Source organism: Mesorhizobium sp. Arg314 (genome assembly GCF_053714275.1).
In genome coordinates, this window is sequence record NZ_JBSKBP010000005.1 from 130,783 (window position 1) to 149,867 (window position 19,085).

General features: G+C 64.4%; 16 protein-coding genes. 5 read left to right on the top strand and 11 right to left on the bottom strand.

Going from position 1 to position 19,085, the window contains the following annotated elements; all coding sequences use genetic code 11:
• Together ACWGS9_RS07580 and ACWGS9_RS07585 are read left to right on the top strand one after the other, a co-directional pair.
• Positions 1-786, top strand: a complete 786-nt coding sequence (locus ACWGS9_RS07580; protein ID WP_454504751.1) for a coniferyl-alcohol dehydrogenase — start codon at positions 1-3, stop codon at positions 784-786.
• A 75-nt stretch (positions 787-861) separates the two neighbouring features.
• Positions 862-2,307, top strand: a complete 1,446-nt coding sequence (locus ACWGS9_RS07585; protein WP_454504654.1) for an aldehyde dehydrogenase — start codon at positions 862-864, stop codon at positions 2,305-2,307.
• 165 nt (positions 2,308-2,472) lie between these two features.
• On the opposite strand, the gene ACWGS9_RS07590 is transcribed toward ACWGS9_RS07585, so the two are convergent.
• On the bottom strand, positions 2,473-3,327 hold the full coding sequence (locus tag ACWGS9_RS07590; protein ID WP_454504655.1) for a sugar phosphate isomerase/epimerase family protein: 855 nt from the start codon (positions 3,325-3,327) through the stop codon (positions 2,473-2,475).
• Between the two features lie 232 nt (positions 3,328-3,559).
• Positions 3,560-4,639, bottom strand: coding sequence for a LacI family DNA-binding transcriptional regulator (locus tag ACWGS9_RS07595; protein WP_454504656.1), 1,080 nt, complete (start codon positions 4,637-4,639; stop codon positions 3,560-3,562).
• A gap of 143 nt (positions 4,640-4,782) precedes the next feature.
• Between ACWGS9_RS07595 and ACWGS9_RS07600 the strand changes: the two genes are divergently transcribed.
• Positions 4,783-5,814, top strand: a complete 1,032-nt coding sequence (locus tag ACWGS9_RS07600) for a hydroxyacid dehydrogenase (RefSeq protein ID WP_454504657.1) — start codon at positions 4,783-4,785, stop codon at positions 5,812-5,814.
• 10 nt (positions 5,815-5,824) lie between these two features.
• Here the strand turns inward: ACWGS9_RS07600 and otsB are convergent, their stop codons facing one another.
• The 4 genes from otsB to ACWGS9_RS07620 form a co-directional block, all read right to left on the bottom strand.
• Positions 5,825-6,607: a trehalose-phosphatase gene (gene otsB / locus ACWGS9_RS07605; RefSeq protein WP_454504658.1), complete on the bottom strand. Its 783-nt coding sequence runs from the start codon at positions 6,605-6,607 to the stop codon at positions 5,825-5,827.
• Positions 6,604-8,391, bottom strand: coding sequence for an alpha,alpha-trehalose-phosphate synthase (UDP-forming) (locus ACWGS9_RS07610; RefSeq protein WP_454504659.1), 1,788 nt, complete (start codon positions 8,389-8,391; stop codon positions 6,604-6,606). The genes otsB and ACWGS9_RS07610 overlap by 4 nt, the downstream gene beginning before the upstream one ends.
• A gap of 147 nt (positions 8,392-8,538) precedes the next feature.
• The gene (locus ACWGS9_RS07615; protein WP_454504660.1) at positions 8,539-10,701 is read right to left on the bottom strand and encodes an amylo-alpha-1,6-glucosidase; all 2,163 of its coding nucleotides are present in this window, start codon (positions 10,699-10,701) and stop codon (positions 8,539-8,541) included.
• 40 nt (positions 10,702-10,741) lie between these two features.
• Positions 10,742-11,800 carry a glycosyltransferase family 4 protein gene (locus tag ACWGS9_RS07620; RefSeq protein WP_454504661.1) on the bottom strand — a complete coding sequence of 353 codons (1,059 nt, stop codon included), beginning with the start codon at positions 11,798-11,800 and terminating at the stop codon, positions 10,742-10,744.
• 242 nt (positions 11,801-12,042) lie between these two features.
• On the opposite strand from ACWGS9_RS07620, the gene ACWGS9_RS07625 reads away from it, so the two are divergent.
• Positions 12,043-13,272 carry an ROK family transcriptional regulator gene (locus ACWGS9_RS07625; protein WP_454504662.1) on the top strand — a complete coding sequence of 410 codons (1,230 nt, stop codon included), beginning with the start codon at positions 12,043-12,045 and terminating at the stop codon, positions 13,270-13,272.
• 53 nt (positions 13,273-13,325) lie between these two features.
• Positions 13,326-13,826, top strand: a complete 501-nt coding sequence (locus ACWGS9_RS07630) for a peptide deformylase (protein WP_454504663.1) — start codon at positions 13,326-13,328, stop codon at positions 13,824-13,826.
• A 136-nt stretch (positions 13,827-13,962) separates the two neighbouring features.
• Here the strand turns inward: ACWGS9_RS07630 and ACWGS9_RS07635 are convergent, their stop codons facing one another.
• The 5 genes from ACWGS9_RS07635 to ACWGS9_RS07655 all read right to left on the bottom strand — a co-directional run bounded on the left by ACWGS9_RS07635 (position 13,963) and on the right by ACWGS9_RS07655 (position 19,081).
• A complete protein-coding gene (locus ACWGS9_RS07635) occupies positions 13,963-14,760 on the bottom strand; it encodes an ABC transporter permease subunit (protein ID WP_454504664.1) in 798 nt (265 codons plus the stop codon).
• Positions 14,761-14,762: 2 nt separating this feature from the next.
• The gene (locus ACWGS9_RS07640; protein ID WP_454504665.1) at positions 14,763-15,620 is read right to left on the bottom strand and encodes a 2-aminoethylphosphonate ABC transporter permease subunit; all 858 of its coding nucleotides are present in this window, start codon (positions 15,618-15,620) and stop codon (positions 14,763-14,765) included.
• Positions 15,613-16,761 (bottom strand): ABC transporter ATP-binding protein, encoded by a 1,149-nt coding sequence (locus ACWGS9_RS07645; protein WP_454504666.1) that lies wholly within the window; start codon positions 16,759-16,761, stop codon positions 15,613-15,615. Before ACWGS9_RS07645 ends, ACWGS9_RS07640 begins: the two co-directional genes overlap by 8 nt.
• A 31-nt stretch (positions 16,762-16,792) precedes the next feature.
• The gene (locus ACWGS9_RS07650) at positions 16,793-17,824 is read right to left on the bottom strand and encodes a 2-aminoethylphosphonate ABC transporter substrate-binding protein (RefSeq protein ID WP_454504667.1); all 1,032 of its coding nucleotides are present in this window, start codon (positions 17,822-17,824) and stop codon (positions 16,793-16,795) included.
• Positions 17,825-18,070: 246 nt separating this feature from the next.
• A complete protein-coding gene (locus tag ACWGS9_RS07655) occupies positions 18,071-19,081 on the bottom strand; it encodes an NAD(P)-dependent oxidoreductase (RefSeq protein ID WP_454504668.1) in 1,011 nt (336 codons plus the stop codon).
• Between the last annotated feature and the right edge of the window lie 4 nt (positions 19,082-19,085).

The following is a 19,085-nucleotide window of genomic DNA, read 5'->3' on the forward strand; positions in this document are numbered from 1 at the left end:
ATGCTGTTCGGCAAGACGATCCTCATCACCGGCGTCGCCTCGGGCATCGGCGCCCGCACCGCGGAATTGGCGGGCCAGTTCGGCGCCGACGTGATCGGCGTCGACGTGCGCGAGCCGGCCAGCCACCAGGGCGTCTTCGTCCAGGCCGACATCTCGTCCAAGGCCGGCGTCGATGATCTCGTCGCGCGGCTCCCGCAGCGCGTCGACGCGCTCTGCAACGTCGCCGGCCTCTCCGGCAACACCGGTGCCGCGCCGACGCTTGCCGTCAACTTCTATGGCCTGCGCGCGCTTTCCGAAGCGCTGGCGCCAAGGCTTCGCGAGGGCGGCGCCATCGTCAACGTCGCCTCGATCGCCGGCTATGGCTGGCGCGCCAACCTCAACCGCGCCGCCTCGATGGTCAGCGTCGAGGGTTTTCCAGACATTGCCAAGGTGATTGCAGACCACGCGGTGAAGAACGAGGAAGGCTATCCGGTCTCGAAGGAATTGCTGCTTCTGTGGACATTCCGCGCCGCGCATCAGGAGCTGTTCAGGAGCCGCGGCATTCGCGTCAACGCGGTGAGCCCCGGTCCGGTCGAGACGCCGATCCTGAAACAGTTCCGCACCGTGCTCGGCGACGCCCGCGTCGACAGCGATATCGCCCGGGTCGGACGCGCCGGGACCTCCGGCGACATCGCGCCCGCCGTGCTGTTCCTGTGCTCCGACGGCGCGCGTTGGATCAACGGCGCCAACGTGCCCGTCGACGGTGGTCTCGAAGCATCTATAAACGCCGAAGTGCTGGGTTTTTAGACCATGATCCCGAACCGAAGGTCAGCGAACGCAAAAAAGATCATGGTCAAACTGAAATAGGCGAAGGAGAGACCAATGGACATCGGACTTCTGATCGACGGCGACGAGCGGGCAGCGACCGGCAAGGCTTCCTATGAGCGCCTGGACCCGTTCACCGGTAAGCTGGCGACGCGCGCCGCCGCCGCAAGCATCGCCGACGCCAACGCCGCGGTCGATGCTGCGGCCGCTGCCTTCGATGCCTGGTCGAAGACCGGTCCCGGCGAGCGCCGCGCCCTGCTTTCCAAGGCAGCCGAAATCATGGCCTCCAAGGTCGGCGAGTTCACCCGGCTGATGATGGAAGAGACCGGCGCCACGGGCCCCTGGGCCGGCTTCAATGTCATGCTGGCGTCCAACATGCTGCGCGAGGCAGCCGCCATGACGACCCAGATCTCTGGCGAGGTCATCCCCTCGGACAAGCCCGGCACGCTGGCCATGGCGATCCGTCAGCCGGCCGGCGTCTGCCTCGGCATCGCGCCGTGGAATGCGCCGGTCATCCTCGGCACCCGCGCGCTCGCAATGCCGCTCGCCTGCGGCAACACCGTGGTCTTGAAAGCGTCCGAAATGTGCCCCGGCACGCATCGCCTGATCGGCCAGGTGCTGGTCGAGGCCGGCCTGCCCAAGGGCGTCGTCAATGTCGTCACCAATGACCCGAAGGACGCGGCCGGCATCGTCGAGGCGCTGATCGCGCATCCGGCGGTGAAGCGCGTCAACTTCACCGGCTCGACCAAGGTCGGCCGCATCATCGCCGAGCTTTCCGGAAGGCACCTCAAGCCGGCGCTGCTCGAGCTCGGCGGCAAGGCGCCGCTTGTCGTGCTGGACGATGCCGACATCGACGCCGCCGTGAATGCCGCGACCTTCGGCGCCTTCATGCACCAAGGCCAGATCTGCATGTCGACCGAACGCCTGATCGTCGATGAAGGGATCGCCGATGAATTCGTCGCCAAGCTCGCCGCGCGCGCCTCCAAGCTTCCGGCTGGCGACCCGCGCGGCCACGTCGTGCTCGGCTCGCTGATCAGCAGCCAGGCCGCCGACAAGATGGAGGAACTCGTCGCTGATGCCGTCGCCAAGGGTGCAAAGCTTGTCGCGGGGGGCAAGCGCAGCGGTACAGTTGTGGAAGCGACACTGCTCGACCACGTGACACCGGCGATGCGCGTCTACGCGGAAGAATCCTTCGGCCCGGTGAAGCCGGTGATCCGCGTCAAGGGCGAGGAAGAAGCGGTGCGAGTCGCCAACGACACCGAATACGGCCTTTCCTCCGCCGTCTTCAGCCGCGACATCCGTCGCGCCATGGCTGTCGCCGCGCGCATCCAGGCCGGCATCTGCCACATCAACGGCCCGACCGTCGGCGACGAGGCGCAGATGCCGTTCGGCGGCGTCAAGGGCTCGGGTTACGGCCGCTTCGGCGGCAAGGCCTCGATCGCCGAATTCACCGACCTGCGCTGGGTGACGATCGAGGATCCCGGACAGCACTACCCGTTCTGATTCTTCCTTCTCCCCTTGTGGGAGAAGGTGGATCGGCGCGACAGCGCCGAGACGGATGAGGGGTGTTCCAGCAGAGTGAGACGTTGGTGTTCCCTGGAACCCCCCTCATCCGACCTCGCTTCGCGAGGCCACCTTCCCCCACAAGGGGGGAAGGAAGAAATGAGCTCACCCCAGCGTGAGACCCGCCTTCTTCGCTGCCTCGCGCAGGAACGGCAGGCCGACTTCGATGACGTCGCGCGGGTCTTCCGCCACCGGGCGCCACACGGCGAGCCCACCGGCGATGTCGACATCGACATGGTTCATGCTTTCGAGCGTGATCGCGCCCTGATAGCCGACGTCGGCGATCGCCTTCATGCAGGCCGCCCAGTTGAGCATGCCGCGCCCGGGCACGCCGCGATTGGCCTCCGACACATGCACATAGCCGAGGTAAGGCGCAGCCGCCTCGAAGCCTGAGGCAAAGCTCTCCTCCTCGATATGCATGTGATAGGTGTCGAGATGGATGAAGATGTTGTCGGCGCCGACCCGTTCGATGATGCGCGCCGCGTCGATGCCGCGGTTGATCAGATGCGTCTCGTAGCGGTTGCAGGGCTCGATGCCGAGCTTGAGACTGCGCGACTTCGCCGACTTCGCTGCCCGTTCGAGGAAGCGGCACATGCCGTCGATCTCCCTTTGCGTCGGCGCCCGGCCGGTGGTCTTGCCGACCGTGCCGTAGGTGACGCCGCCCAGCGCCTCGGCGCCGACCTCGTTGCAGACCTTGAACGCCGGCTGCAGGAAGTCCAGCGCCTCCTCTGGCCGCTCGACCACGTCGAGCGCGCGCGGCAGGCCCAGCGACGCAATGAGCTGGACGCCGTAGTGACTGGCGAAGCCGCGCGTGCGCTTGGTGTCGATCTCCTCGGGACGCAGCACCGGGATCTCCATCAGGCCGATGCCGAGCTCCTTCAGCCGGTCCATCTGCGGTTCGATGCGGGACAGGTCCCAGACCGGAGCGATGGCGAAGGTGTGCAGTCCGAAAGTATTCATAGGCTCAGCCTCGTTGCTCATGCGCCGCCGCGGCGGCAATGTCGCCGCCGCCGACGATGCGGCTGACGACTTCGTTCATATTGGTCCTGGCGGCGACGAGATCGGCGTCCGCCCTGCCGAGGCGCCGACGACGGAAAACGCAAGCGCAACGCCCATGGCGAGAGTAGATCGATTTATCCTCCGTTGATCCTTCGCGCCGGATGCCTCGGCCAGGGCCGGCGACTGCTTTCGTTCACGACAATGGGGGCTGTTGTCGGTCTCCTCCCCCGGAATGCGGACCGCTGCCTGGCGAGCCAACGGATTCCCGCATCAACACCTGGCAGGGCTCGAGCCGCGCCGTGGGCGGTCCCACAGCACCTTCGACCCTGCGAAACAGAAGGTTCATCGCCTCGCTGGCGATCTGGCGTACCGGCTGCACCACGGCCGCGATCGACGGCCATGTCACCTGCATCCATTCCGCGTCGTCGAAGCCGACCAGCGAGATGTCGTTCGGGCAATGCCAGCCACGCCGGCGGAATTCGGACAGCGCGACAAGCGTGCCCTTGAGCAACAGCGAGTAGACGGCGGTCGGTCGCTCGCCCCTGGCAAAGTAATCGCGAAGCGAGGACCTGAGCGGCTCGACGCTGACTTCCGAGGTGATGACGTCGATGCGCACCGACGGGTTGAGGGCCAGCGCCTGGGCGCGAAACCCCGCAAGGCGGGCGCGCACGGTCGCCGCCTGCTCGGCAAGGCCGATGACCAGGATATGGCTGTGCCCCTTGCCGACCAGCATGCGCGCAACCTCGGCGCTGGCGGCGGCGCTGTCGGCCGATACCGTGTCGAAGGCGTCGTCCGACAAGACGCGGTCTATCAGCACGCCGGTCATGCCGTTGGATTTCATGAAGGCGGCCGCCGGCCCATGCTCGTCGCGCACCGGCGCCAGAACCACGCCGGCAACGCGCCAGTCATGCATGCGGGCGAGGATCTCCTTCTCGCGCGCCTCCGATTCACGGCTCGATGCCGCGACCAGCGTGTAGCCACGCTGCTCGGCAAGGCCTTCCAGCTCCGTGACCATCGAACCGAAGAACTCGCTTTCGAATTCCGGCATGATGGCGCCGATGATGCGGCGCTTGGCCCTGCGCATGTCGGAGGCCAAAGGATCGACGCGATAGCCCAGACGCTCGACCGCATCGAAGACACGCTGCGCGTTTTCCGGCTTCACCGTGGTGACCCCGGCAAGCACTTTGGAGACGGTGGCCGCGGACACGCCGGCATGGCTTGCCACGTCGTGGATCGACGGACGCCGCCGCTGCTGGGCTCCCTGTTGCGCCATTGACCTCCTCCCCGAGGGCAGGCAGCCGATTTGCCTCACCGATCTAAGCGATAAATCGATTTTTCGTTCTTGTAAATCGTTTCATCGGGAGTAAGACTGGAAAAATGTGATTGACGCGATCCAATCGCGCCCGGGAGGAAAACATGTCCGACAAGGCCTTGCCGCTGGTCATCAGCGCGCCCGAACCGCGCACGCTCGACCTGATTTTCACGCCGCCGCAACTGGCTCTGTTTCGCAAAAAATATCGCATCGTCGAGACAACGCCTGAAGGCGTGGCGGAGTTGCAGCCGGAAGTGCTGGCCGAGGCGCGTTACATCATCGGCCAGCCGCCGATTTCAGCCGAAACGCTGGAAAAGCTGAAGGCGCTGCGCTGCATCTTCAACGTCGAGACCAACCTCCTCAACAACATGCCCTATGAGACGCTGTTTGCGCGCGGCATCCATGTCGTCACCACCGGCCTTGTCTTTGCCGAGCCGGTCGCCGAGCTCGGCCTTGCCATGGCGCTGAACCTGGCCAGAAACATCGTCGACGCCGACCTCGCCTTCCGCCAGGGTAAGGAATTGTGGGGCGGCGACGGCAACCAGACCGCGCGGCTGCTCTCGGGTGCCGATGTCGGCATCATCGGCTTCGGCGATCTCGGCCGCGCGCTCAACCGCCTGCTGACCGGCTTTCGCACCCGCACGAAGGTCTACGATCCGTGGCTGCCGCCGTCGATCCTGATCGACAACGGCGTCGAGCCGGCCTCGCTGGACGAAGTGATATCGCAAAGCGATTTCGTCTTCGTCGTAGCTTCCGTCACCAGCGAGAACCAGGGTTTCCTGGGCGCCGATGCCTTTGCCAGGATGCGCAAGGGCACAGCCTTCGTCCTGCTCAGCCGCGCCGGCGTCGTCGATTTTGAGGCACTGATGGCGTCGGTGAAGAGTGGCCATATCGTTGCCGCCAGCGACGTCTTCCCGGAGGAGCCGCTGGCGCAGGCGCACCCTGTCCGCGCCCTCCCCGGCTTCCTGCGCTCGGCGCACCGCGCCGGTGCCCTCGACATCGCGTTCAAGCGCATGGGCGACATGGTGCTGGAGGACATGGATCTCGTCGACCGCGGCCTGCCGCCGCTGCGCTCCAAACGCGCCGAACGCGAGACGGTTTCGCGCATGCGCTCTAAGCCAGTCGACAGAAACTGAGGCTGCAGCGTCAGGCGACGAGATCGTCTCTCGAGGCATGGCCTGCCGGCTGCCCGAAATTGGCCTCGAGCCAGGCAATGGCGCTCGCGACATCTTCGATGGCGAAGCGCGCGGTGGTCTCACCCTGCGGCTTCACGCGGATCGAAATTCCTCCTGCGGCATTGACCGTGTCGAAGCCGTTCTCGTCGGACGTATCGTCACCGAGAAACACAGGGCGCCTGCCGGTAAAAGGATCGAGCTGCATGAAGCGCCGGATCGCGGCGCCCTTGGCGGCTTCGAGCGGCATCAATTCGACACCGGCATTGCCGGCGATCACGCGGTAGCCTTTCGGCAGGCGCCCAAGCGCTGCCTCGACCAGTTCCGTTGCACGCATGAGAAGCTGCGGCGCGGCTCTGGTATGGATGGCGAGCACAGGGCCCTTGCGCTCCACGTAGACGGCCTTGCTTGCCAGCTCCAATTCGATCTCGTCGGCGAGTGCCGCCATGTCCGCCGGTGCGTCGGCGGCCTCGATCTTTCCATCTGGCGCAAGCCTGTGCTCCAGCCCGTAGAGGCCGGCGATCCGCAGCTTCAAGGGATCGAACAGATGGTCCACGGCCGCGATCGAGCGGCCGGTGATGAAAGCGAGCGCCCCGTCCAATCGCCGCTCGACCCTCTCCAGCAATTGCCGCAACTCGTCGCTGACCGACACGCTGTCCGGATGTGGCGCGTGCTCCAGCAAGGTCCCGTCGATGTCGAGGAAAAGCGCCCAGCGACCTTCGGGAAGCGCCGGGGTAAGATCTGCCTGAATGTTCATCGGAATCCGACTGCCTGTTTGCGTTCGAAGATGGAAACGACATTGTCGCCGGTGGGACCCGTCGGCCGGTCGTATAAAGCAGTGGCCCGGTCGAGGTCGCCGCGCTTTCTCAGCCGCGCCGCGTCCAGCAGCATGCTGCCGGCCCAGCGATAGACATTATTGTCGCGCACGATCTCGCGCATGCGCCGCATGCGTTCGTGCTGCTCGTCCGGCCCCATGGTCAGCGCCTGCAGCATGGCCTCGCTCATCATCGCCGCATCGTAAGGATTGACGATCAGCGCCTCCAGCAACTCGCGCGAGGCGCCGGCGAAGGTGCTGAGCAGCAGCACACCCTGCTCGTCGTCGCGCGAAGCGACGAATTCCTTGGCGACAAGATTCATGCCGTCATGGAGGCTGGTGACCATGCAGATGTCGGCCGCGCGATAGATTTCGTAGACACCTTTCTGAGCGTGATGCTCCGCCACCAGCACAACAGGCTGGTAGGTCCCGCTGCCGTAGCGTTCGTTGAGGTCGTCGGCATAGCGCAGACATTCCTCATACAGATGCTTGTAGGCCGGCAGCGTGCCCCGGCTGGGCGCGGCGATCTGCAGGAAGACCACCTTGCCGACCGTTTCGGGATGGCGAATGAACAGCTCCTCCAGTGCGTGAAAGCGGTCGAGAATGCCCTTGGTGTAGTCGAGGCGCTCGACGCCGACACACAGCTTGGCGTCGGCCGTAATTCCGAACCGCTCGCGAACACGCGCGCGGCATTCTTCGACCGGCGGCAGGCTGTTCAGCAGTTCGACAGGCCATTCGATCGAGATCGGGTAGGCATGAATCAACGTCATCTGCCCACCATAGGACACAGCCGCATCCGCCCGCTCGATCCGACTCTCCATGAAGCGGTCGACGCTCTCCGTGAAGTTGTTGGCATGGAACTGGGTGTGAAAGCCGATGATCGAGCTGCCGAGCAGGCCGTCGAGGATGCGTTCGCGCCACGGACAGATGCTGAACACTTCCGAGTTCGGCCATGGGATGTGCCAGAAGGTGATGACGATCGCTTCAGGCAAGCGTTCGCGGATCATGCGTGGCAGAAGCGCGAAATGATAGTCCTGGACCAGCACGATCGGCCGCTCGTTTTGCGCCTCGGCAACCACCGTCTCCGCGAATTTGCGGTTGACGGCCTCATAGGCCTCCCAGTCCGACTCACGGAAGATCGGCCGGGTGAAGGCAATATGGCAAAGCGGCCACAGACCCTCATTGGCAAAGCCCAAATAGTAGCCCTGATATTCCTCGTCGGTCAGCCAGACCCGGCGCAGCGTATAGGAAGGATGGTCGGGCGGAACCTGCACGCGGTCTTTCCCGTCGACCACCGCCCGGTCGGCGCTGCCGCCGCCATAGGCAATCCAGGTGCCGGCGCAGGCGCGCGTGATCGGCTCGAGCGCAGAGACCAGTCCGCTGGCCGGCACCACGAGTTCGACATCGCCGTCCTTGGTCTCGTTGTGGATGTAGGGCTCGCGGTTGGAAACCACGATGACCTGCGCGCCCGGCAGATCCTCGGCAAGGATCTTGCGCAGCGTCTCCGGCGACCAGCTGACGAGAGCCGCGTCGACCGACTGCCCGTTCTTTTCGAATTCGCGCAGCACCTTTCGGGCGGCCTCGGACGCAACATCGTCGTTCGGCAAGATTGCCGCCCGCGCATGCAAGCGACGATGCCGTGAAACCGAAATAAAGATCGCGAGAACGGAAAGTCCGAGACTTGCAAGGATAAGGATCCACAAGAGGTCGATGCCGTATTGTGTCATTGAATGCCAGGTTGCCTCCGGCGGTCCGCTATTTTTGTTTTCGTTCTGCCGGCTGCGGACCGGAAACCGAATCGAGTGTGCAACGCACAAACGGGGCAACCGGTTCCGACATTTTTCGATTGTTGATCGCTACTCGCAGAACTCTGCTCAAGTGCGAACGATCAGCGGCACCTGGCCCTCGTGCCGGTCGGACAGGAAGGCCACGACCCGGTCGCCGACCCGCTGGAAGGTGAGGTCGACCGCCTTGTCGCCGACGGAGAGATGCCGGAGTGTGAGCGTGTCGATACCGATCGGCAGCCTTGGGCGCGTGACATGCAATTCGCCTTCCCAGCCATCGATCTCCAGGCCCAGGCACGCCTGCATCAGCATGAAGGTGGAGCCTGCCGACCAGGCCTGCGGCAGGCAGGCGACGGGATATGCGATCGGCGCCTCGCCGGGCGCGCGGGTAAAGCCGCAAAACAGTTCCGGCAGCCGCATGTTGAAATGCACGGCCGACTCGAAAGTGCCGCTCATCAGCCGCACCACGCTGTCGCGTTCGCCGTAACGCGCGAGGCCCACGCCGCAAAGCGCAGTATCGTGCGGCCAGATCGACCCGTTGTGATAGGACATCGGATTGAAAAATACCGCGTCGTCGGCAAGCGTCCTCAGTCCCCAACCGGAATGGAAGGAGGCCGACAGCAACTGGTCGGCGACCAGCCTGGCGCGCTCGGGCTGCGGCAGCCCGACGAAAAGCAGGTGCCCGGCATTTGATGTTCGCACCTTGCATGGCTGGCCCTCGCCATCGATGGCCAAAGCGTAGAAATTCATGTCGTCCAGCCAGAAATCCCGTTCCACCGCGACCCGCATTTCCTCGGCGCGGTTTTCCCAATGCTCGGCGTCCGAGAATTCGCCGCGGCGGCGCGCGAGTGCCGCCAGGCCACGGAAGGCGGCAAAGACATAGCCCTGCACCTCGACCAGCGCGATCGGCCCCTTGGGAATGCGCCCGTCGGCGTGGAAGACCGAATCGAAGCTGTCCTTCCAGCCCTGGTTGGCAAGGCCGGACTCGGCGGCGCGCTGGTAGGTGACGAAGCCGGTGGCGCGGCTCGCCTCCTCCGTCCATTCGGCGGCGGCCTTGAGCGAGGGCCACAATTTGTCGATGAAGGCCATGTCGCCGGTACGTTCGGCATAGGCCGAGGCGAGATGGATATAGAGCGGCGTGGTGTCGACGCCGCCGTAGTAGCGGCCGAAGGGAAGCTCGCGCAGCGCCGCCATCTCGCCCTTGCGCGTCTCATGCATGATCTTGCCAGGCTGGGAATCGCTGAAGGGCGAGGTCTCGGTCGCCTGATGCTCGGCGAGAAAAGCCAGCACGCCGCGCGCCAGTCCGGGATTGAGCCAAAGCATCTGCAGGCTCGAGATCACGCCGTCGCGGCCGAACGCCGTCGAGAACCATGGGATACCGGCATAGGGATAAGGCCCGGTCGAAAGCTCGGTGGTGAGCAGAGCCACATCGGCGCGGGCGCGCTCGACCCAATCGTTGAAGACGCGGCCGGAGCTGTGCACCGTGGCGCCATGCCTGCGCTTGGCGCGCATGCCGAAGCGGGCGCGTGCCGCCGCGGCGCGGAAACGGTCGCGGTCGGGCGCGCCCGCGACCTCGGGGCCAACTTCGATATAGAGCACTTTTTGACTGCGCTTGGTCACCGCGATGAGGAAATCGGCGCGATTGTCGCTCAACTGGTCGGGCGCCTGCGAAAAGGAGATTGCGGAAAGCCGCGGCAAACCGTCCAGGCCGTCATAGCCAAGTAGCACAGAGGTCTTGTCGGTCTTGGCGACATGCGTCGTGCCGCGCCTCACCCGCGTCGAGCCGCGCACTTCGAACATGTCGCGAAAGTCGGCGGCGAAATGCAGTGAGACGGTGATGGTCGAATGCTCGCGGCTGTAGTTGGAAAGCGTGATCCGCTCGAACAGCCTGTCCTGCCAGATCAGCCTGACCCGTTCGATATGGATCGCGCCCTGCGGGATATCGCGGCCGCCGGCGCTTTGGATCGGCAGGTTGGTCAGGTTGGACGTGAACAGCACATTGTCCTGGCTGAGCGATGCGCCGAGCAACGACATCTGCCTGCCGCCGATGGTCAGCCGGAATTCGGACAGCACGCGCGTGTCGTCGCGGAAAAAACCATCGCCCGAGCCCCTGATGTCGCCATAGCCATCGGCGACGACGAAGCAGTCGCCGTGCTTCAGCGCAAAAAGCCGGTGCGGTTCCCTCGGCGCCGTTTCGTCGAGCGAGGAAAGGGCCACCGCAGGATCGAGCTTGCGCTCGTCGAGCTCCGTCATTGGTCACCTCTTCGTTGGCCCCGCCCTGGGCCGTCAAGGGTCAGGAAGCCTTGGCCTCCGGGATGCCGGTCAGGCGCATATAGGCAGCAAGATAGTCGCGCGCCATTCTTGTCGCCGAGAACCTTGTCTCGAAAACCGCCCTCACCTGCCGTCGGTCGAGACCGAGAAGCGCGGGCACCGACGCGACCGCATCGTCCACATTATCCACGACGAAGCCGGTGACGCCATTGTCGACGATCTCCGGCAGGGCGCCGCGGTTCCAGGCAATCACCGGTGTGCCGCAGGCCATGGCCTCGATCGCGACAAGGCCGAACGGCTCCGGCCATTCGATGGGAAACAGAAGGCCTGCCGCATTGCCGAGGAACTCCGACTTCTCGCTTTCCGTGATCTCGCCGACATAGTCGATGCGGTCGCCATCGATGAGCGCCTCGATGTTGTCTTGAAAATAGGCGCGGTCGTCGTCGCCGATCTTGGCCGCCAGCTTCAGCTTCAACCCGGACCGGCGCGCGATCTCGATGGCGCGGTCCGGCCGCTTGTCGCGCGACAGGCGCCCGAGGAAGGCGAGATACGGCTCTTTCGGCTGCGGCTCATAGGTAGGCCCGTAGGCATCGAGCGGCAGTCCGTGATGGATCGTGGCGAGCCAGTTCGCATCCGGCAAACCGCGCTTCTGGCTGTGCGAAATCGAGATCATCGGGAAGCGCGGAAAGCGTTTATAGGCCGGGGCCAGGTCGACATAGTCGAGCCGGCCATGCGGGGTCGTGACTGTCCGCCCCGCGATCTGCTCGAAGAACGGAAAATGCAGGAAGTGGCTGAGATGGAAATGGATGACGTCGAATTCGCCGGCGCGTTCGCGCACATCGGCAAGCATGGCCAGATGCGCGGCGATCTCCGATTTCTTCGGCCGCGGGTCGAGGCGTATCGCCTGGTCGCGCCCGGACGCCAGCCGCGCCGACGACTCACTGTCGCCGCTCGCGAACAGCGTCACATCGTGTCCGAGCTCGACGAGTGCTTCGGTGATGTAGAAGACGATCCGCTCGGTTCCGCCATAAAGTTTCGGCGGCACGGATTCGTAAAGCGGCGCGACATGGGCTATGCGCATCGAGTCCCTCGGCTGTTGATGCGAAGCAAAATGCGTCAGCCGCGAGATCGTTCCTGTTAATTCGTGTCAGCCAGCAAGACAGTCATGAGACCAGCGCCGTTACCGATCTTTGCAGCGATGCCGGTGTCCGGTGCGCAGATGTCTCTGCCATCGGCCTAATGCGGAGAAGTTGCTTGGGATCCGCCCCAGCAGCAAGCCATTGCCTACCGGTTTTATAGATTTCCGTGACTGGTGACCACCTCATGACCCTCAAGAAAGCCATCTCCGGCACAAATCTCGAGCAGGCGAAATCGCACAACCGGCGTGTGGTGATCGAAACGATCCGCACCAACGGCCCGTTGTCGCGGGCGGCGATCGCCAGGCTGACGGCGCTGTCGTCGCAAACCATTTCCAACATCGTCGAGGAACTGGAAGAGGCAGGGCTGCTGCGCCCGGAAGCGACGTTGAAGGGCGCGCGCGGCCAGCCGGCCTTACCCTACTCCATCAATCCCGATGGCGGCTATTCGATCGGCCTGCAGCTTGATCATCAGCTTGCTGTCGGCGTCGTCACCGACCTTTCCGGCACGATGCGCGCCCGCATCGACAGAAATGTTGACCGTCCGACGCCCGCCGAAGCGATGCCGCTGCTTGCCGCGATCTCGAGCGATCTGATCGCGACATCCGGCCTCGACCTGACGAAGCTGCTCGGCATCGGCATGGCAATGCCCGGCCCTTTCGGCGTCGAAGGCATGACTTCGGTCGGCCCGACCGCGCTCCCCGGCTGGCAGGATTTTCCGGTGGCCGAAGAACTGGAACGGCTGACCGGCATCGCCGTGACCGTCGAGAACGACGCCACCGCTGCCGCAATCGGCGAGCGGCTTTATGGTGTTGCCCGCAAGCTCGACAGCTTCGTTTATCTGTTCATTGGAACGGGTCTCGGCGCCGGCCTTTTCCTCGACGGCCATCTCTACAAGGGCAGCCGCCACAATGCAGGCGAAATCGGCCACATCATCGTGCGGCCCGGCGGCCGGCCCTGCGACTGCGGCAAGCGCGGCTGCCTGGAGCGCTACGTCTCGCTCCGCGCGACCTGTGACAGGCTCGATCTGCCGGATCCCGACCATGCCTCTCCCGAACTGCTGGCGGAGCTTCTGGCAAATGGCGACGGCCGTTTCGAAGCCTGGCTCGCCGAGGCGGTCGATCCGCTGCGCCAGGCGATCGACGTCCTGGAAATGGCGCTTGACCCCGAAACCATCGTGCTCGGCGGCTTCATGCCGCTGCCGGTGATCGAGGCTTTGGCCAGCCGGCTGGAACCACTCCATCTCTCGGTGAGCTCGACGAGTGCCCGCATCACGCCGCGCATCGTGGTCGGGGCCGCTGGAAAGGACACGTCCGTCCTCGGCGCGGCAGCCCTCCCGATCTTCTCGGAGACCAACCCGCAATTCGACGTTCTGCAGAAGCCGGTCGGCCAGAGCAATTCCAGGAAAAGTGTATAACGGTCAGGCTCGGCGGCTTCGCCGTATCTTCCACCTTGCGAAGACGAAAAGAAATGGCGGTTAAGCCGATCATAAAGTTCCCCGATCCCCTGCTGCGTGCTGTCGCAGATCCCATCGAACGGTTCGACGTCGAGTTGATCCGTCTCGCCGGTGATCTCGTCGACACCATGTACGCGGCGCCCGGGATCGGCATCACTGCCCTGCATATCGGCATTTTGAAACGTGTGGTTGCGATCCAACTGCCTTCGGCCTCTAAATCCGGGATCTATGTAAATCCGTCGATTATCCAGGCCTCGACCGAAATGATCCGGCATACGGAAGGCAGTGTCTCGATGCCCGGTGTCACTGAAGACGTTGAGCGACATGCCCGCATACGCGTTCGCTATCAGGATCTTGAGGGCAAGGAGCAGTTCGAGGACGCCGAGGGTCTGCTGGCAGCCTGCCACCAGCACGAGATCGATCAGCTCGACGGGCTCTTCTGGACGCACAGGCTGTCGCGCTTGAAGCGCGACCGCCTGATCAAACGCTACGGCAAGCTGGTGCGGGCATCCTAAAGCGCGTCGCGCTGAAACGGACTCAGGCGACGCGCTTTTAAGTCCTTTTTATGCATGTCGTTGTCCCAGAACCGCGTACACTTCTGGGCGACATGCATTAGATTGGCGGCGACTGGCCCTGATGCCGGCCTCTGGCCTATGATCTCGTCTGACGGCCGGTAACGCGTTCGAGCCCGAGCAGCAGCACCAGCGTCACGGCGACGAGCACCATCGTCAACGCCGCGCCTGCAAAGACATCGCCGCGATCGGTGAGGCTGAAGATCGATACCGGCAGCGTCACCCAGCCCGGCGGGTAGACCATCACGGTGGCGCCGAGCTCGCCCATCGACAGCGCGAAGCTCAGCCCGAAGGCGGCAACCAGATAGGGTGTGAGCAGCGGCAGCGTGACATGCCAGAGCCGATAGGCGGGACACGCGCCGAGGCTCGACGCCACCTGTTCGAAATCGGGCGAGAGCCGCGCCAGCCCCGCCGACACATTGCCGAAGGTGAAGGCCGAGATCAGCACGAAATGCGCGACCATGACGATCGCGATGGTGCCGTTGAGCAGCAGCGGCGGATGGCTGAAGGCAACCAGCAGACCAAGACCGACAGACACGGATGGCACCGCGCTGGGGATGAAGAACAAAAGGCCGAGCAGCCTCGCCAGCGTGGCGCCCTGGACACGCAGCGCAAGCGCCGCCCAGGTGCCGCTGACCAGCGCCAGCGCGCTGGCCAGGAAGCCGGTGACCAGGCTGGCCTTCACTGCCTTCCACGCGGCGCCTTGCATGACATCGCTGTAGTGCTCGACGGTCAGCCCACTCGGCAGCACGCCGTTCCATTGGTCGGCCAGGCTGGAGAGCAGGATCACTGCCAGCGGCGCAAGAAACAGCACGCCGAACAGCAGCGCGAAGACTGCCCAGATCATGATGCGCCGAGAGCGCGACCAGACCAGCATGGCTAAACTCCCAGCCGGCCGGCGGCGAACCGGTAGAGGCCGAACAGCCCCAGCGACAGCGCGATGTTGATGACGGCGATGATGCAGGCGACCTGATAGGCCGATTCCTGGATGGCCTTGCTGTAGATGAGCAGCGGGAGCGTGATGACGCCCTTGGCGCCGATGAACAGCACGATGCCGAACTCGTTGACCGTCAACAGCAGGCACAGGCTGCCGCCGGCAATCAGCGCAGGCACCGCGGCCGGCAGGATCACCTGGCGCACGATGCGAAACGGTCTCGCGCCAAGCACGCTCGCCGCTTCGATCTGGCCGCGGTCGACCAGCGAAAAGGCGGCTAGCAGCGGACGCAGCACGAAAGGCGAGTAGACGGTGACCTCGGCCAGGATCACGCCCCAGGTCGAGTAGAGGAAATCGACGGGCGGCGCCTGCAGCGAGAACACTTCCATCAATCCGGCATTGAGCATGCCGGCGGAGCCGTAGAGGAAGGTGAAGGCAAGCGTCACCAGGAAGGTCGGCAAGGCGATGAACGTGTCGATCAGCCGGGCGATGACGCCGCTGCCGGGAAACGGCACGAAGGCTAGGATCAGCCCCAGCACGAGCCCGACGACCAGGCACCCGGCTGTCGCCGCGACCGAAATGGTTATCGTGTTGAGGAGTGCGTTAAGGAAGAACCGCGCATGCAGCACACGTACGAATTCGGCGACATTGGCCATGCCGCTGTCGTCGAGAAATGCCTGCTGGACGATCAACACCAGCGGGTAGAAAAACAACAACCCCAGCAGTGCCGCCGGCGGCACGATCCAGAACCGGCCGGGCACCTTTCTGGCCATCGGCGCGGGGAGGACGGCCGCGTCAGCCACGGACGTCTTCCGGAACGAGCGACGTGTCGCCAGGCGTGAAGAAGAGCGGCACGGCCGAGCCCCGCTCCGGCAAGCTTACCGGCAGCCTGGTCGCCGACACGCGCACCGGCGTGCCGTCGACATCGAGCACGAGGTGGGTGAGTTCGCCCTGCCAGTGCACTTCCTTCAGCGTGCCGACTATCCTGTTGGTATGTTCCTCGTCGCTGGTGAGGCTGAGATGCTGCGGCCTGATGCAGAGCAGGGTCTTGTCGCCGGGCTTCTCACTGCGTCCCGCACCGGCGAGCACGGCGTCGCCGAGCTTGGCCTTGGCGAACCCCTTCGGTCCGGAGGCGCCCTCCGCGACAGTGACCGGCAAGAGGTTCGCGCGCCCAAGGAACTCGGCCGTGAAGCGGTTCGGCGGCCGTCGATAGAGCTCGGTGGTCGGCCCGTGCGAGGATACCCGGCCGTCACGCATGATGGCGATCTTGTCGGCAAGCGTCAGCGCTTCTGTCTGATCGTGGGTGACATAGAGGATCGTCAGGCCGGGTAGGTCACGATGCAGCTTGGCTATCTCCTCGACCATGTTGCGCCTGATCTGCGCATCGAGCGCCGAAAGCGGTTCGTCGAGCAGAAGCACGCGCGGCCTGACCGCCAGCGCCCGCGCAATCGCGACCCGCTGCTGCTGGCCACCGGAAAGCTCGCGCGGATAGCGCCGCGAAAAGCCCGACATGCCGACGGTGGCGAGCGAGTCCTTGACGCGCTCGCCGATGAGCGCCTTGTCGGCGCCTTGCGCTCTGGGGCCGAAGGCGACGTTGTCCTCGACGCGCATATGCGGGAACAGCGCGTAGTTCTGCACCACCATGCCGAGCCCGCGCTCATAGGGCGGAACATCGGTCACGTCGGTGGCGCCGATGCGGATGCGGCCGCTTGCCGGCCTGACGAAACCGGCGACGGCCCGAAGCGCCGTCGTCTTGCCGGAGCCGGAGGGCCCGATCATCGCCAGGATCTCGCCAGGCGCGATGTCGAGCGTCAGCGGATGCAGCACGACATGCGTGCCATAGGCGACGCTGACCTTGTCGAAGTGGACATTGGAGCCGGCGCCGCGAATTTTCGCGGCGTCGACATCCATGACATTGCTTCCCGTGACAGCGGGCACCGACATGGCTGCTCCTCCGGATCTGGTCACCAGGAGATCAACTTCCGGTCGCTTCATTCCACTTCTTGACATAGTCGGGCAGCTTGGTCAGCGCGTCGTCCCAGTTCGGCGCCCAGACGCTCACGCCTTTCATGGCGTCCTGCAGCTTGCCGAAATTGGCATCGTCCGGCTTCACGTCCTTGCGGGCCGGCAGGCCGAGCGCGACCGAGCTCACCGTAGACTGCGCTTCCTTGGAGAGCAGGAATTCGATCAGCTTCTTGCCGTTGTCGCTGTTGGGCGCGCCGGTGACCAGGCCGATTTCATAGGGCAGCGCGAAGATGGAGCGCGTGCCGTCCGGACCGGCGGGCCAGAACACCTTGATGTTGGGATTGTCGGCCATCTGCGACATGTTCATCTGCAGGTCGCCATTGGCGACATGCAGTTCGCCCTTGTTGACCAGCGCTGTCAGCTTGCCGGTCGAGGCGGACGGGCCGACATTGTTGTCCTGAAGCTTCTTCATGTAGCCGAAGCCCGCGTCCTCGCCGCCGAAGGCGTGGATGATCTGCAGCATGACGGCGGTGCCATCGCCGGCCTGGCCGGGCGTCGAATACTGGATCTTGCCCTTGAATTTCGGATCGAGCAGGTCGTCGTAGCTCTTGGGCGCTTCCGAGAGCACTGAGCTGTTGTAGATGAAGTTCATGTAGTTGTTGACCAGCGGCCGGTACTGGTCGGTGCCGCCGTCGATCTGGTCGGAGCCTTGCGGCTTGTAATCCTGCAGAAGGCCATCGGCGGCTGCGCGCTGGATGAAGGGCGGCAACGTCACCAGGACGTCGGCCTGCGGGTTCGACTTCTCCTTGGCGACGCGCTCGACGACACCGCCCGAACCACCCTCGATATACTGCACGGTGATGCCGGTGGCCTTGGTGAAGGCGGCGAACTCGGTCTCGTACCAGCTGCCATTGCCGTCATGCAGCCCGTCGGCCGAGTAGATGGTGACGACGCCATCGGCGAATGCCGGCGCAACGAGTGCCGACGAGCCCAGCAGCGTCGCGGCGAAGGTCATGGCTATGGTAAGGTTTCGCGATTTCATGGTCAGTTCCCCTTTTGATCGAAGGCACAATCTGCGACGCACTCGTGATCGCGTTCATTGGCCCATCAATGGGCTTGGAGCGTTGGTGCATGTCGTCGTTAGGCTAACTTTGGGGGGCGCCAATCGATAAGTAAAATCTATTTATTTTATGACAGACAAACTTTCCCTGATATTTGTCATGGAACTGTCGCATGCCGGTCGCAGGTCCTGCGAGAGCCAGCCCCGGCTACGAAAAATCGTTAAAAATCAATAAAATGAAACGCCAGCCGTCTGTGCCCGCAGCCTCGGGTCATGCGAGCGGATGGTGACCGGCCTGCCCTCGATCAGCTCGAAGCAGCGAGCGAGCGTGTCATCTTCGAGCCGGCGCATCGCCTCATGCGTGAAGAAGGTGAGATGCGGAAACAGGATCACATTGTCGCGATCGAAGAGCGCGCTCATCGGATGGCCGGACCTGGTCAGCGGCTCCAATGAGTAGACGTCGAAACTGGCTCCGGCGATGCGTCCGGCAACGATCGCTTCGACAAGCGCCGCCTCGTCGATGAGTGCCCCGCGCGACACGTTGATGAGGATGGCCGAAGGCTTCATGCAAGCGAGTTCTTGGCGACCGATCAGTCCGCGGGTCTGCTCGTTCAGAACGCAGTGGATCGAGACGAAATCGCACACACCGAGCATCGCTTGCAGGTCGTCGACCTTCTCAATCCCCGCATCCCGCATCGTCGCCGCGTCGATACCGGGATCAAGGCCGAGCACCCGCGCCCGGAACCCCTGCCCCGCCATGCGCGCCATGCTGCGGCCGATCTTGCCGCAGCCGACAAGGCCAAGCGTGGCGCCGGCAATGTCGCGTCCGAGCCAGCGTTGCTCGGGCCAGATCCAGCCGTCCCGCGAGACCGCCGCCGTGATTGCCGGCAGCCGCTTCGCCAGCGCGATCATCAGCGCGAAGGCGCCCTCGGCAACCGTCTCTTCGGCATATTCGGGGACATTGACGACGGGGATGCCGCGACGCATCGCCGCCTGGATATCGATGGCATCGATGCCGACGCCGTATTTGACGATGCCCTTGAGGTTGCGCGCCGCGTCGATGACGCGCCCGGTGATCGGCGTGTAGCACATCAGGATGAGGTCCGCGTCGGCGACCGCCGCCATCAGCTCCGCTTCGGGGATGCCGTCCGGCAGCGTCACCAGTTCTACGCCGCGTGCTCGAAGGCCCGCGTCGATGCCCGGGCATTCGAGCTCCCTGTCGGTGCGGACAGCCTTCATCCCT

Coding starts and splice junctions, on each gene's coding strand:
- otsB (WP_454504658.1), bottom strand. CDS start 6,607: ATGAACATTCAGGCAGATCTTACCCCGGCGCTTCCCGAAGGTCGCTGG.
- ACWGS9_RS07625 (WP_454504662.1), top strand. CDS start 12,043: ATGACCCTCAAGAAAGCCATCTCCGGCACAAATCTCGAGCAGGCGAAA.
- ACWGS9_RS07645 (WP_454504666.1), bottom strand. CDS start 16,761: ATGTCGGTGCCCGCTGTCACGGGAAGCAATGTCATGGATGTCGACGCC.
- ACWGS9_RS07595 (WP_454504656.1), bottom strand. CDS start 4,639: ATGGCGCAACAGGGAGCCCAGCAGCGGCGGCGTCCGTCGATCCACGAC.
- ACWGS9_RS07610 (WP_454504659.1), bottom strand. CDS start 8,391: ATGACACAATACGGCATCGACCTCTTGTGGATCCTTATCCTTGCAAGT.
- ACWGS9_RS07580 (WP_454504751.1), top strand. CDS start 1: ATGCTGTTCGGCAAGACGATCCTCATCACCGGCGTCGCCTCGGGCATC.
- ACWGS9_RS07620 (WP_454504661.1), bottom strand. CDS start 11,800: ATGCGCATAGCCCATGTCGCGCCGCTTTACGAATCCGTGCCGCCGAAA.
- ACWGS9_RS07635 (WP_454504664.1), bottom strand. CDS start 14,760: ATGCTGGTCTGGTCGCGCTCTCGGCGCATCATGATCTGGGCAGTCTTC.
- ACWGS9_RS07650 (WP_454504667.1), bottom strand. CDS start 17,824: ATGAAATCGCGAAACCTTACCATAGCCATGACCTTCGCCGCGACGCTG.
- ACWGS9_RS07600 (WP_454504657.1), top strand. CDS start 4,783: ATGTCCGACAAGGCCTTGCCGCTGGTCATCAGCGCGCCCGAACCGCGC.
- ACWGS9_RS07585 (WP_454504654.1), top strand. CDS start 862: ATGGACATCGGACTTCTGATCGACGGCGACGAGCGGGCAGCGACCGGC.
- ACWGS9_RS07655 (WP_454504668.1), bottom strand. CDS start 19,081: ATGAAGGCTGTCCGCACCGACAGGGAGCTCGAATGCCCGGGCATCGAC.
- ACWGS9_RS07590 (WP_454504655.1), bottom strand. CDS start 3,327: ATGAATACTTTCGGACTGCACACCTTCGCCATCGCTCCGGTCTGGGAC.
- ACWGS9_RS07615 (WP_454504660.1), bottom strand. CDS start 10,701: ATGACGGAGCTCGACGAGCGCAAGCTCGATCCTGCGGTGGCCCTTTCC.
- ACWGS9_RS07630 (WP_454504663.1), top strand. CDS start 13,326: ATGGCGGTTAAGCCGATCATAAAGTTCCCCGATCCCCTGCTGCGTGCT.